Annotated in this window: 11 protein-coding genes; 3 read left to right on the plus strand and 8 right to left on the minus strand. The window is 61.5% G+C overall.

Annotation, left to right across the window (positions count from 1 at the left end; genetic code table 11):
• Positions 1 to 476 (minus strand): TerC family protein (locus ABYM29_RS04405; protein ID WP_372862611.1); only part of this gene is annotated, 476 nt, incomplete at its 3' end.
• 135 nt (positions 477 to 611) lie between these two features.
• On the opposite strand from ABYM29_RS04405, the gene ABYM29_RS04410 reads away from it, so the two are divergent.
• Complete coding sequence (locus ABYM29_RS04410; protein WP_372862614.1) at positions 612 to 1355, plus strand: pteridine reductase; 744 nt, start codon at positions 612 to 614, stop codon at positions 1353 to 1355.
• A gap of 21 nt (positions 1356 to 1376) precedes the next feature.
• Here the strand turns inward: ABYM29_RS04410 and ABYM29_RS04415 are convergent, their stop codons facing one another.
• Both ABYM29_RS04415 and ABYM29_RS04420 read right to left on the minus strand, forming a co-directional pair.
• Positions 1377 to 2048: a hypothetical protein gene (locus ABYM29_RS04415; protein WP_372862616.1), complete on the minus strand. Its 672-nt coding sequence runs from the start codon at positions 2046 to 2048 to the stop codon at positions 1377 to 1379.
• A gap of 61 nt (positions 2049 to 2109) precedes the next feature.
• Positions 2110 to 3714, minus strand: a complete 1605-nt coding sequence (locus ABYM29_RS04420) for a thrombospondin type 3 repeat-containing protein (RefSeq protein ID WP_372862618.1) — start codon at positions 3712 to 3714, stop codon at positions 2110 to 2112.
• Between the two features lie 425 nt (positions 3715 to 4139).
• Here ABYM29_RS04420 and ABYM29_RS04425 point away from each other — a divergent pair, with 425 nt between their 5' ends.
• Positions 4140 to 5255: a helix-turn-helix transcriptional regulator gene (locus tag ABYM29_RS04425; protein WP_372862620.1), complete on the plus strand. Its 1116-nt coding sequence runs from the start codon at positions 4140 to 4142 to the stop codon at positions 5253 to 5255.
• Here the strand turns inward: ABYM29_RS04425 and ABYM29_RS04430 are convergent, their stop codons facing one another.
• Positions 5256 to 5612, minus strand: a complete 357-nt coding sequence (locus ABYM29_RS04430; protein WP_372862622.1) for a group 1 truncated hemoglobin — start codon at positions 5610 to 5612, stop codon at positions 5256 to 5258.
• Positions 5613 to 5698: 86 nt separating this feature from the next.
• Here ABYM29_RS04430 and ABYM29_RS04435 point away from each other — a divergent pair, with 86 nt between their 5' ends.
• Positions 5699 to 6136: an Rrf2 family transcriptional regulator gene (locus ABYM29_RS04435; protein ID WP_372862625.1), complete on the plus strand. Its 438-nt coding sequence runs from the start codon at positions 5699 to 5701 to the stop codon at positions 6134 to 6136.
• Here the strand turns inward: ABYM29_RS04435 and ABYM29_RS04440 are convergent.
• The 4 genes from ABYM29_RS04440 to ABYM29_RS04455 all read right to left on the minus strand — a co-directional run bounded on the left by ABYM29_RS04440 (position 6122) and on the right by ABYM29_RS04455 (position 13498).
• Positions 6122 to 6847 carry a YebC/PmpR family DNA-binding transcriptional regulator gene (locus tag ABYM29_RS04440; protein WP_372862627.1) on the minus strand — a complete coding sequence of 242 codons (726 nt, stop codon included), beginning with the start codon at positions 6845 to 6847 and terminating at the stop codon, positions 6122 to 6124. The two genes, ABYM29_RS04435 and ABYM29_RS04440, sit on opposite strands and share 15 nt — an antisense overlap.
• An 83-nt stretch (positions 6848 to 6930) precedes the next feature.
• Positions 6931 to 7527: a hypothetical protein gene (locus ABYM29_RS04445; RefSeq protein ID WP_372862630.1), complete on the minus strand. Its 597-nt coding sequence runs from the start codon at positions 7525 to 7527 to the stop codon at positions 6931 to 6933.
• A complete protein-coding gene (locus tag ABYM29_RS04450) occupies positions 7520 to 10843 on the minus strand; it encodes a UvrD-helicase domain-containing protein (protein ID WP_372862633.1) in 3324 nt (1107 codons plus the stop codon). The genes ABYM29_RS04445 and ABYM29_RS04450 overlap by 8 nt, the downstream gene beginning before the upstream one ends.
• Positions 10844 to 13498 carry a PD-(D/E)XK nuclease family protein gene (locus tag ABYM29_RS04455; protein ID WP_372862635.1) on the minus strand — a complete coding sequence of 885 codons (2655 nt, stop codon included), beginning with the start codon at positions 13496 to 13498 and terminating at the stop codon, positions 10844 to 10846. It abuts the gene before it with no gap.
• Between the last annotated feature and the right edge of the window lie 124 nt (positions 13499 to 13622).

A 13622-nucleotide genomic window follows, 5' to 3' on the forward strand; every position in this document is an offset into this window, starting at 1 on the left:
ATCACCATAATCGAGATGTGATCCACCAGCCCCACGGCGGTAATCACCGAGTCCAGCGAGAACACCATATCCAGCGCCGCAATTTGCACCATCACCGCCGCAAAGCTGGCGGCCACCGGCGCGCCGAGTCCGGGCTCCGGCACCTCCAGACTGGCGTGAATTTCATGGGTGGCCTTGGCCAGCAAAAACAGGCCGCCGACAATCAGAATAATATCCCGACCGGAAATCTCGTTGCCGAACGCGGTAAACAGCGGCTCGATCAAACCCATCACCCAGAACAGGCTGAACAACAGGCCGAGGCGGGCCGCCATGGCCAGCCCCAGGCCCAGGCGCCGGGCCTTTTCCCGCTGAGCCTCGGGCAAGCGGCCGACAAGAATGGAAATGAAGATGATATTGTCGATGCCCAAGACAATTTCCAGGGCGATCAAGGTCGACAGGGCAACCCAGGCCTCGGGGCTGGCGAACCATTCAAACATTGCTAGGACTCCGCGCAGAACAAAGACCAGAGCATAGCCAGCCTGGGTGACATAGCAAGGCAGCAAATAAATATCTTATAAAGCAGCGCCGCTCTTGCGATAATTCGCCACCCACAGCCCTGCCGCGGAGAATTCATGAGCCAGTCGCCCGTCGCCCTGATTACCGGCGCCAGCCAGCGCATCGGCGCCGCCATCGCCCGCCACCTGCACCGCCAGGGCTGGCGGCTGCTGATCCACTGCCGCCAGCCCAGCGCCGCCGGCGATGAACTATGCCGCGAGCTCAACGCCGCACGGGCGGACTCGACGCGGCTGCTGTACGCCGACTTGCAACAGCTGAGCGCCGTGCAGCAATTGGCCGGCGACGCGCTGTCGGCGTGGCAGCGCGTGGACGCGCTGATCAACAATGCCTCGGGCTTTTATCCCACCGCGATGGGCGCCGTCAGCGAGCAGGACTGGGACAGCCTGCTGGGCAGCAATCTGAAAGGGGCCTTTTTTCTCAGCCAGGCACTGCTGCCGGCACTGCGCCAGCAGCGCGGCGCCATCGTTAATATCGTCGATATCTACGCCGACAAGCCGCTGGCCGGCCACCCGGTTTACAGCATTGCCAAGGCCGGACTGGCGATGATGACCCGCGCGTTGGCGGTGGAGCTGGCGCCGGAGGTCCGCGTCAACGGCATTGCCCCCGGGGCGATTCTGCCGCCCATGGCCAGCGACGAATTTGGTGAGCTGGAGCAGCGCAATGTCAGCGAGCGAGTGCCGCTGCAGCGCTGGGGCAAGCCCGACAACATCGCCGACACTGTGGCCTTTTTACTGCGCAGCGACAGTTATATAAACGGCCAAATCATTGCCGTGGACGGCGGTCGCAGCCTGTCGATATAACAGGCTGGACCAATGGGCGGGTCAGTTACCGCTGCGGGTACCCACAATCAACTCAACAAAGGCGAACTCACCGCTAGAGCCGTCGTCGAAGGTGGCATTGGCCTCATACTCTTTGGTCGCCGACGTCAGCAGCGAGCCATCGGCGCTGACCAAAAACTCCACGTCGAAGGTGGTGCCGTCTTCGGGAAAAGTCACCACCACGCTATTGCCATTTTGCACATAGCTTAGGGTTTCGTTCTCCGCGGGATTATCCGCGTAGTTTTGCAGGCTGTTGTTGGGCATATTGATCTCGTATTCCGCATCGTCACCCGCGGCAATCGATAAACTCGCCGTGCCGCCTTCGCCAAAGCTGATCGTGGCCTTCAAGCTGCCATTGCTGACATTGGCAAAACCGTGTTCATTGAAAGATCCCTCCCCGGGCTGGCCACCCACGGCCACCGAGCTGTTGATACTCAATAACTGGTAACTGTTGCCCGCCACGGTATTGTCCGGCGTCGCCTGCTCCAGCGCCGCCAGGCGTTCAGCATTGTCGTTAATGGCCGCTACCAAGGCAGCAATGGTGGCATTGACATCGGCGGCCCTGGCGGCTGAGCCGCTTTCAAAGGTCGTTACATTGGCGCTGTTCACCGTGCCGGCCATTGTCAGCGGCGCAGTCATCATCAGCACAGCGCTTGCTATCAGTATTTTTTTCATCGTCTTCACCTTTTCGACTTAATCTATACGTTATTGGCAAAACTCATGGCGGCAGTACCCGCTACTGCCAAACCGCCTGATCCCAGTTGAACTCGTCCCACTTCGCCTGCGGCAAGCCGCTGTCGTCATCGCAGACATCGCCGATATTGTCGCCATCGCTGTCGGCCTGATCTTCGTTGGCGGCATTGGGGCAGTTATCAATCTCATTGTCGACGCCATCACCGTCTCGGTCGGTGTCGCTGTTGTCACCCGTGCCGTCGCCATCGCTGTCTACCGACTCGCTGCTATCCAGCGGGAAGGCGTCATCGCTATCGGCAACACCGTCGCCGTCATCATCGGTGTCGGTATTGTTGCCAAGGCCATCGCCGTCGGTATCCACGCTCTCGGAGCTATCCAGTGGGAAGGCGTCATCAGCATCGGCCACGCCGTCGCCGTCGTCGTCGCTATCGGCATTGTTGCCAACGCCATCGCCATCGGTATCGACGCTCTCACTGCTGTCATCGGCAAAGGCATCATCGGCATTGGCCACGCCGTCACCGTCGCGGTCATCGTCACAAACGTCGCCCTGTTGATCCGCGTCGAGATCGCGCTGATCGCTGTTGGCCACCACCGGGCAGTTATCGTCATTATCGGCAACGCCGTCGCCATCGCTATCCGGCGTGGTATTGGCGGGCTCGGGATCGCGATTGGCATCGCCACCGCTTTCCAGGGCACTGCTGTCAACATCGACACCGGTGGCACTGCGCTCGCTGATCAAAATACTTTCAATATCGGCAACCGTGGTAGAGGTCCCCGGCACCAGTAGTGTTGCCGGATCGACGGTAATTTCGGCCACCACATCGGGCACATCGCTAAACGCAGCAATAGCCTGCCCGGCCTGCTGACCATCCAGTTCACCATCGCTGAGATCCTGGGCCAAGCCGGCCAGCAGCTGGTCGGTGTTGACCGTGCTGCCAGTATTGTTGGCTGCGGCTGCATCGCGCATATTAACCACGATGGCACTGACCGCTTCGATGGCCGCCCGGTAGGATGCCGCCTTGGCCTGCGAGGCCGAATCGGTTGTTTGCGCAGTCAGCATCGGCGCGGTGCTGTTGAGGTCGGCAGTCGTGTCCAAGCCGAAGCCCAGCGTGCTCACCACCTGCCTTGACGCCCGCGCAAAACCAGCGACAAACTCGGCCTCGCTGACGCTGCCATCGGCATTGCCGCCGTAGCCCAAGGTATCGGCATTGGCGACCGCCAGGTCGTAGGCCAGGGTGGTCAGTGGCGAGGGGTAGACCGGTGACTGCAGCGCTGCGGTATCGGCCAGTAGGCTGCGAAATACCGTGATCACCGGCGCCGCACCCGAAGCCAGATCGACCGTGCCGCTAACGGCGCGGATCTCCAGCAGGATCGGGCCACTATAGTCATTGGCAATGACCAATCCGCTGATCGCCGCCTGCGCATCGGTGCTGCCGGTATCCAAGACATCGCCCTGAAAGTGGCTGGCATCTGCCGCAAAGCGGTAGGCGCTGACCTCGGCGTTGGCCATGGGCCCCTTCACTGGACTGCCCGTTAATGCACTACTCGACGAGGAGCCGGAGCCAGAGCCGCCCCCACCGCCACCACATGCAACGAGGGCTGCACAGCAGGCCGTCGCCGCGATCAATTTCAGATTGCCTGTGCTCATGATGTTTTCGCCTGTAGTAAAAAACCAGACCCGCAGCCTCTGCTGCGAGCCGCCTGCGACCACCCGCCATGGCGGCCAAGGCACGCTAAAATTTCCGCTCGAACAAGCCCCGACCACCATTAAAGGCGCCCATTGCCACACCGCATGCTCTGCTCGCGCAGCCGCTAATCGAGATTCTGATGGGGCGTCCATGCCCGCAGAGCAAGCTCCATCCTGTACCGAGTACCGTGGCGAATTTGCGCGGCCATCGATGTCTGCGGCACACTCCACCGCCGGCGAGTCATTCACCGGCTCGACAGAGCGGCAGGGGTTTGCCCACCGCCGATACTAACTATATAGTTGAGTGGAAACGTCCTCAGAACTGGGGATGACACCATTGAAATACGGCCGGCGGCGACGGATAACGCCAGCAAATGGACTTGAACATGGACAATGAACGACTGTCACAGCTGATAGGCGAACTCTATCGACACGCTGATCAATCCGCGGGTTGGCTGGCGTTTTTTTCCCGGCTCGAAGACGATATTCCCACCCGCTCGACCACCCTGATGCTGGAAAATACTCGGGAACAAACCGGCGATGTGGTGCTGAATCGGCATATCGATGAAAGCGATATGCAAAGCTATCTGGACTACTACCTGCAGAAAGACGTTTGGTCTGCAGAGCTGATCCAAAAATCGCCACTGCAATTCCACGGCAGCCAAGAGCTCTCAGATAGGGACTTCCTGCGTTCGGAATTCTATGCCGACTATGCCCGACCGGCCGACGTGCGCCACGCCTGCGGCGCCTATATCGAAGACCCCAGCCAGGGCCGAGCATTTCGCGTCACCCTGCAGCGCAGTCACTGCCAACAGCCTTTCAGTCGCGAAGAACTCAGCATACTGGACGCCTTTGTCCCGCATATTCAAAATGCGCTGGCGATTCACAAGCGCAATATCGATGGCGAAATTAGCCGCCTGGGTATCGAGGCCGTGGGGCGTATCGTCGACAGCGCCGCGTTTTTACTCAGCCCGAGCGGAGAGCTGCTGTGTCACAACGCACTTGCCGAGCAGTTGCTGCAGGATGGCACGGCGAGACACTGCGATGGCAAGCTGCGCTTCCGCCACCCCCAGCTCGACCGCCAGGCGGAGACGCTGCGCCGCAACTTGATGGCATTTACCGACAACCGCAGGCGCCAGAACCGGCGCTATGCACGTGTTGGCGACAGCCATGACGGCTATCAGCTGAGTATCGAGCCGTGGATGATTCCCTCGATTCGCCCCGGCCATCAGGAACTCGGCGCCCTGCTACAGCTCAAATCCATGCGGCTGCGCAGCCAACTTAGTCTGCAGGGGCTGTGCCGACTGTTTGATTTAACGCCCAGCGAAGCCAGGGTCGTGCAAGGCCTCGCGGAAGGCTATTCGGCAGCGACGATTGCCAAGCAGCTAGAGGTAAAAGAGAGCACCATACGCAGCCACATTAAATCCAGCTACCAAAAACTGGGTGTAGGCAAGCAATCCGAACTCCTCGCTGCGGTGTTTTCCTCGCTGGCGCGGCTGTAATCAGCGGCCGAGCACTTCGCCGCGCACGCTCTGCGCAATGCCGGCCACTTCTTGAATATCGCCGCTGCCAACACCCAGCTCGGCCAGCGTGGCGGCAAGGTCTTCCAACACCGCATCGAAATGCTCATCGGTGAGCCCCATACCGGCATGCGCCGTGCGCATATCTTGGCCGCTATAGTTGGCAGGGCCGCCAAATACCATCGTCAAAAAAGCTTTCTGCTTGCGCGCCTGAGCAAACATATCGATGTTCGCAAAAAAGCTGCTAATGCGCTCATCGGCTGTCACTTTTTCATAAAAAATATCAACCGCCTTATCCACTGCCGCTTCGCCACCAATACGTTCATAAAGCGTTGCCATATTCTCACTCCAATAGGTGCAATTTACATGCATGTTTAAAGCGATATAGTATCTACTAAATTAGCTTCCAGTAAAGAGCGCCACCGATGAAATTGACCAAACAAACCGACTACGCCTTTCGCACCCTGCTCTTTCTCGCCAAGCAGCCACCGGGCCAGTTGGTCAATATCCAGCATGTTTGCGATTTTTTCGATATCTCGGCCAACCATATCTCCAAGGTGGTCATGCGCCTGGTGCGGCGCGGCGATGTCGAGGCGATACGCGGCAAGGGCGGCGGCATCCGCCTTGCGCGACTGCCGGAAGAGATTTCGCTGCTGGACATTGTGAAGGAGTTTGAAACCACCCTGCAGCCCATTAACTGCGCTGAGCAGCCCTGTCGCATTATCGACAACTGTAAGCTGAAAAAACTGCTGGGCGACGCCATGCAGGCGTTTTTATTGAGCCTGGCGCCCTACAGCCTCGCCGACGTCACTGGCGACGAGCTGCAGATAACCGCGGTAGCGGAAGTATTAGCCCTCGGGTAGCTCGGCGCTGTGATAGACGTTTTGCACGTCATCCAAGTCGTTGAGCATATCCATAAACTTCTCAAACATGGGCAGATCTTCAGCCGAAATCGGCGCCGTGGTCTGCGGCAAGAACTGGATCTCTTCCACCTCGAAGTCGATACCCTCAAAAGCCTGCTGCAGCGCCTGCTTGGCCTTGAAAAACTCCGTATGCGGCGCAAACACACTGATCTTGCCGTCCTCGCACTCGATATCACTGACATCGACATCGGCCATCATTAAGGCATCCAGCACCGCCTCTTCGTCATCGCCGTTAAACACGAAGATCGCCGAGTGGTCGAACATATGGCTAACACTGCCCTGGGTGCCGATTTTGCACTTGGTTTTGGTAAAGGCCAGACGCACGTCGCCAAAGGTGCGGTTGGGATTGTCGGTTAGGCAATCGACGATCACCATGCAGTTACCCGGCCCAAAACCCTCGTAGCGCGCCGGAGAAAAGTCCTCGCCGGCACCACCCTGGGCCTTATCCAGCGCATTCTTAATGACGTGACTGGGCACTTGGTCTTTTTTGGCGCGGTCGAGCAGGCTGCGCAGGGCGAGGTTGGCATCGGGATCGACGCCACCGGACTTGGCCACCACGTAGATTTCGCGGCCGTAGCGGCTGTAGACCTTGGTCTTGGCATCGGCCGTTTTGGCCATGGAGTCTTTTCGGTTTTGGTAGGCTCTGCCCATTGCGCGGCTCCGCAGTTCAATAAAATAAAGTCGGCGATTTTAGCCTGTCACAGGGAGCCGCGCCAAGCGCGGGCCGCTCTCGACTAGAACTCAAACTTTAACGATGCCTCACTGCGGTTCTCCAGCACCACGGGCAGGCGAAAGCTGTCGGGCATCTTCTTCATGGTGTAGCGGCGATTCTTGTCCAAATGGCGATAGCGCATATGCTGGCTATCTAGCACTTCGATTTGATAGGCATCGTAGTGCGCCGGATTTTTGGGGTCGGCCAGTTTCATGCCGTCAACCATCACCCAGCCGCGAAAAATACGAAAATACACCTCGCCGGACACCCCCCAAAAACCCACTTCAGCCTGGCTGCTGATACGGCCATCGGGGTGGGTACTGCGAAAATCGCTGCGGTAGGTGCCGTCAATCGCCCGCTCTACCAGCCATTCCTTGCGTACCCCGTCACTGTTTTCAGCGATCCCGTACCACTTACCGAGCAGCATCTTGCGCGCCTGCGGCGTCGTCAGAGCGCTACCTCGCGGGCTGTGGTGCTCGCTGAACTTGGCCGGCGCCATCGCCGGCGACTCTGCCGCAGCCACAGTTTCTCGCCACTCTCCGGGGCTGGCACAGGCCGTCAGCAGGCCAGCCAACAGCAGCGGCATGCGCGACACACAGCGATAAAAACAGTTACTCATCAATCGTATCCAGGCATAGCAGGCGCTGATGTGCGGGGAAATACAACGCCGAGGAAATGGCGCATTCTAACCCAGTTGCCTGCAGCGCCTCGCGATAAATCTGCATTTTATTTCTGTAACGTTCAGCCTGTTCACCCAGGAATCGCTCCACCGGCCCGCGGGCCTGTGCGGTTTTGTAATCAATAATCCAGCAGCGCGGCTCGCTGCCGCTTTCATCAATAAATGCGCGATCCAAAATCAAAGTTTGCCACTGACCGGCCATCAGCCGGCGTATCGTCTGCTCACTGGCCTGCCAGTCGTAGCTTTGCAATATCCAGCGCCCCTGCTCACAGGCCAGGGTGTTATCCAGCAATTGCAGTACTCGGCGACAGCTGTCCTCCAGCCCCGGCTCGGGGTGGCAGTGATGGCGCAGGCGCTGCAGCAGGGCCAGGGTCAGGCGCTGGCGATCACCCAGCAGGTGCTCGGCGTTGGCCTGACGGCCGAGGCGCTCCATCAGCTCGTGAAAAACAATGCCCACCGCGCGCTCTTCGATGTTGTCTTCCAACACCGCATTTTGCGACTGGCGCTGCAGTCGCCGCAGCGGTGACTCATCGCGCACGGGCTCCGGCCACGGGCTGCGCAGGGCGACGGAGAAATTGTGCAGCCGCGGCGCCAGCGGTATGGTCGGCAGCGGCGCAATATCATCATCACTGATCAGCGTCGCCGCCTCGAAATCCGCCTCGACCATCGGCCACAGGCGCTGCAGAAAGCTGCCGGCCTCGGGCTGCAAATCGTCTTTACTGTTCATCTTTGCCACACCAAACAGGTGCAACTCGCCCTTGGCGCGGGTCAGCGCCACATACAGCAGGCGGTCCAATTCTTCCTTCAACGCCCGGCTCTGTGCCGCGCAGAGAAAATCGTAGAGTTTCTCCTCGTCGCCACCGCGCTGCTGGGGCTTGGGGCCAAACAGCATATGGTCGCCAAAGCGCTGCCAGGCCAGCAGCGGCCGGTCGTCGCCGCGACCGCGACCGCCCAGCCCCGGCAGTATCACCACATCGAATTCCAGGCCCTTGGACTTGTGGATGGTCATCAGCTCGACGCGACTGGCGGGCGGCGAAGCGTAGAGCCGCGACAGCGCCGATTCCAGCGCCGCGATATCCTCGAGAATACCCGACGGCGCGCACTCCTCCAGCACATCGAGCACCCGGTCGATATCCGCCTGCTGATGGGCCTCGATGCAGGCCGGACCACCAAGGCGCTGCCACAGTACCCGCAGTGCCCAGCGCAAATCGCGGCTGGGCGGCTGGGCATCCAGCCACAGCAATTGATCGCGCAGCCGCGCACAGGCAGCCTGGCCGTCGGCACTCAAGACCGCGCAGCGCTCCACCGACATCAGCGCCTCGCGCAGCTCGCCACCGTCTTCACGCAACAACAGCAGATCGTCCCAGCTCAGACCGACAAAGGGCGCCCGCAACACCGCCGCCCAGGCCACATTGTCGGCCTCGTGCCACAGCGCCCGCAGCAGCGCCAACAGGTCCATCACCGCCGGGGTGTCGCTGAGGCGGTCGATATCCTGGCCGGAAAAGGCGATACCCGCCGCTTTTAACGCCGGCATCACGCTGCGCAAATGACTGCGGCTGCGCACCAGCACGGCAATACTGGCCTGCGGATTGGCGGCCTGACTGCGCTGGATAATGTCGACAATCTGCTCGGCCTCGCGCTGCACGATACGGTTTTTGGCGTCGCAGTTTTTTGCCAGCGCCGCAGCGTGCACCTGCACTGCGCCGACATTGCCGCGCTGCGGCAGCGCCGCCACATAGTCACTGCCGCGCTCGGCGAACAGCGCTGTGAAACAGCGGTTGACCCAGTTCACCAGATCCGGCGCCGAGCGGAAATTGGCGCGCAGCTGCAACAGCTCCAACGGCTTGCCGGCAAAGCGGGCACTGCGGCTCAAGTTGTCAAACAGGCTGACCAAGCTGCCGCGAAAGGCGTAGATGGACTGCTGGAGGTCGCCGCAGAAAAACACACTGCGACCGTCGTCGGCTTGCCAGCCCTGGCACAGTGCTTCGAGCAGCTGAATCTGGCTCACCGAGGTGTCCTGCATTTCGTCGACCAGAATATGCTCGATGCGATCTTCCAGCAGCAGCGCTTCCCCCACCCCCGCGTCGCCCTCGGCGCGCAGAGCAACGATGGCGCGCTGGGCTATTTCGCCAAAATCGACACCACCGCGGCGTTCAAACACCAGCCGCAGGTTGGCCAACAGATAGCGCAGGGCAATACAGAAGTGGCCGACCAGCTCGCGACTGCCGGCCGGCAGCCCCGGTGGCGGCAATTGGGCCAGTGCCTGCAGCGCTGCCGCCAGCGCCTCGGGGTCGGCCTCGTGGGCGCGGGCGAGCCAGGCCTTGGCGGCCTCGGTGCCGGGTTGACCCTTTTTGAATTTGGCGTGCTGCACCGAGCGCGGCTTGTACAGCTCGCCCTTGCCGCTGCACACACTGTTGGCCAGCCGCGCCAGCAGGGGCAGCTGCGCCACACCGATGTGTTCCGGGTCGGGCAGTTCGGCTGCCCAGGCATGGTCGTCGCAGCTACCGGAGGACTCGCGAAACGCCGCCAGCAACTCCGCCATGCCAAAGCGCTGCAGTTGTGCCCAGCTGTCGTTGAACACGCCCGCCACCAACTCGGCCAGGGCGGCGTCCATCACCTGTGGGTCGGCGTAGAGAATGTCCTCCTGCCATTGGTCGCGCTTGGCCAACAGCGCCGCCAGCAGCGGCTGCAGGCTTTCAATGCGGTTGCTGCCGTAGCGCAGCAAGCTCTGCAGGGCCTCGCGCAGTGGCTCGGGACACTGCGGCTCGTCGAGTTGGCGGAACAGCTCCAATATCGCCTCGCGGTACAGCGCCTCGCTGTCGCTGAGCGGCGCCGCCGCGCCGAGACCGGAAAGCAGCGGCAAGCGCCGCACCAGGCTGCCACAGAAACTGTCGAAGGTGGCAATGCGCAGGCGCGCACTGTTTTCCAGCAGGCCCCAGTTAAGCCGCGCCTGGTGCTCGCGCACCGCCGCCACGGCGGCGCGAATGTCGCGGTCAAACACGCTGTTTACCGGCAGGCTATCGCCGGCCAGCAGGGCCTGCATCACCCGCTCTTTAATTTCGCCGGCGGCCTTATTGGTAAAGGTGATGGCCACCACTTTTTCCGGCCGGTCAACGCGCAGCAGGCAGTGCAGATAGCGCAGCAGTAACACGCCGGTTTTACCGGAGCCGGCCGGGGCGCGCAGCAGGACCGAGCGCTGGGGGTCGACCGCCAGTTCGCGCTGGCGCTGATCGGGGGGGCTGAGCAGCTCGGACATTTACAGACCCTCCTCGCTTGGCCCGGTATCGCGCAGCAGCGGCAACAAATAGCTGCTGAAACTACGCTCCATATTCAGGCTGTAGTCGTGGGCGATATTGCCGGCGAGAATGCCGCTGGCCATGTCGCGCAGGGCGCTGTCCCAAGCCTTCAGTTCGTCCTGCCACTTCTGCGGACTGTCGACATCGCTGCCGTGGGCGCGCTTGGTCAGCACACTGTTAGCCCAGTTGCTGCGCATATGGATTTTTAACTCGTCGGGGCTTTTCAGCTGGGCCAGCATCACCCCGTCTATCGGCTGCTGCTCGCTGGCGGCCAGCGCGTAAATCGGCAACTGCGGCTCGGTGAGTTGGTCGCTGTTGAGCATTTTGCCGTCGATACTGCCGGTCTTGTAATCGATCACCAGGCGCTTGTCGCCGATGCGGTCGATACGGTCGAGACGCAGGCGCAGCGGTATACCCATCAGCTCGGTGTGCAGCTCGCTCTCCAGCGCCTCCACCTCAAAATCCTGGATGCGCGCCTTTTCCTTGTCTTCCAGCCAGCGACACAGCAGCGCCACCACCCGGGCTTTTTCCAGGGTCAACAGCGAGTCGCCAAAGCGCGCCGCGTTTAGCTCGGAGCCCTGCAGGGCCTCGTCGACACACAGGCTCACCAGCTCCTCCAGCCGTGCGCTGTCCAGCGCATCCAGGGCGCGCTTGTCACCGAGCTTGCGCCACACACTCTCCAGACTGTCGTGCACCAGAATTCCCTGTAAACGGTGATCCAGGCCCTCGGCCGGGCGTGGAAATTCCTGCAAATTCAGCCGGTATTTTACAAACGCCAGAAACGGACTCTGCGCGTATTCCTTAAACAAACCGCTGCCGCCGCGCAGCGCACTGCGGCGCTCCGGCGCGACGGCGCGCACCTCGTCGCGCGCCGGCAGGCGGCAATCACCCGCCAGCTGGTAGGCCGGCGCCACCGCGAGCGGCTGGCCGTCTGGCAACGCCATTAGCTCTGCCAGCAGCGTACAGCGCGTGCGCGGCGCGCCGTTGTCGCCCTCTTCGGCAAAGCTACAGCACAGCTGCGGCGCCGCCGTCAGCAGGCGATCCAACAATTGGCGATCGCGCTGCAGGCACAAGCCCGCCTCGCAGGCCTCCACGGCGGCGGCCTGTTGCAGATGCTGGGGCAAGAACGGCGAGGGCTCGGCGCGACGCGGCAGCGCGGCATCATCGAGGCCCATCAGCCACACGGCGTCAAACTCCAGGCCGACAGCATCGTCGTAGCTCATGATCCGCAGCGGACTGGGCCAGTCGCGGCTGACCGAAAAACGCTTGGTGGTCAAAATATGTTGCAGCCAGCTCAGCGCCTCGTCGTGCCCAATCTCGCCCAACTGGCGGTCGAGGGCGCGAAACACATCCATCGCCTGACTGAAGCCGCGGCGACAGTCGGCCACCACCGCGTCGTCGTCATCGGCATTGGGCCAGCCGGCAGCCAGCAGCAGCTGGTCAAAACTGCGTACCCAGGCGGAAGGCAATTGGCGGGCAGGCAATGACTGCAAATGCTGCGCGACGGATGCCAGCACTGCAACGGTATCGGCATCGCCGTAGTAGTGCGCCAGCCTCAGCACATCGGCCAGTCGGGTCTGTACCGCGAGCTTTTCCCGGCAGTGGCGGTCAAAGCGAGCGCGCTCGGCGCGCAGCTGCGGCCAGCCGGCAACAAAGCAGCTGCGCAGTACCCGGCTCAACTGCTCCAATTCACCGGGGCGCTCGCCCAGCGAGATCAAATCCCAGGCCGCGCGGATTAGCGGGTAGGCGTACAGGCTTTCGCTACCTTCAAAGACCCAGGGCTCGGCACTGCCCTCGGCGGCATCGCCGGCAAACAGTGACTGGGGATAGAGCTGGCGGCGCAGCGCGCGTTCCAGCGGCCGGCGATACGCCTGCATATCGGGCAGCAGCAGCGCCACATTGCTCGCGCCCCCCGCCAACTGCTCGGCGGCCCAGGCGGCGGCCTGCTCGCACTCCTGCTGACGCTGGGGCAGGGCAAACAACTGCGGCGTTGCCGCAGGCCCGGCTAATTGCAATCGGCTGCAGGGCAACTGCCCCGCGCAGCGCTCAATAAACGCGGCCGCCGCCGGGCTAATCGTCACCGACTCGGCAATGACCAGATTGTCCGGCAGCGCCAATTCGCCCGCCGCCAAGGCGCTGCAAAGGGCTGCGGGTAACTGCTCACTGCTCAGCGCATTGAGGTCATCCAGCGCCTGCTGCATGGCCTCGCGCCAGTGATAAAAGGCTTGGTACTCGGGGGAAAACAGGTAGTCTTCGCGCGCGCTGCCAAGTTGATAGGCGGCGTGGAGTTGAAAGGCGTCGACGAATTGGCGGACGATGGCCAAGCTGTTCAGGCAATTGTCGGGAAAATACTCGCTGTTTTCGATAATGCCGCGGGCGATCGCCAGCAATTGGATGGGCCGCAGCACCTGAGCCGTGGGTAAACTGCTGTCCCACAATTCTGCCAGCCACTGGGCCAGGGGCATTACAGTCACGGTTTCCAAAAACGCTTGGTCGTGTTCACCGCGCAGCGCAGCGATGCGGTCGCGCAATTGTCGGGCACTGGCATCACTGGGCATCAGCACCACACTGTGCCCGGTTAATGTCAGCAGTTCATCCAGACTTAGGTGTTTCATTCCGCATCCCTGTGTACGCGTCATCGACAGTGAATTCTGCCAGAAATTACCGCGGCGCGACGCACTAAATACCAGCCATAAAAAAAGCCGCGACAAGCGCGGCTTTTCGGGTCCAGCAAAGCAG

The organism is Spongiibacter sp. (genome assembly GCF_041602295.1).
Lineage (GTDB): Bacteria > Pseudomonadota > Gammaproteobacteria > Pseudomonadales > Spongiibacteraceae > Spongiibacter.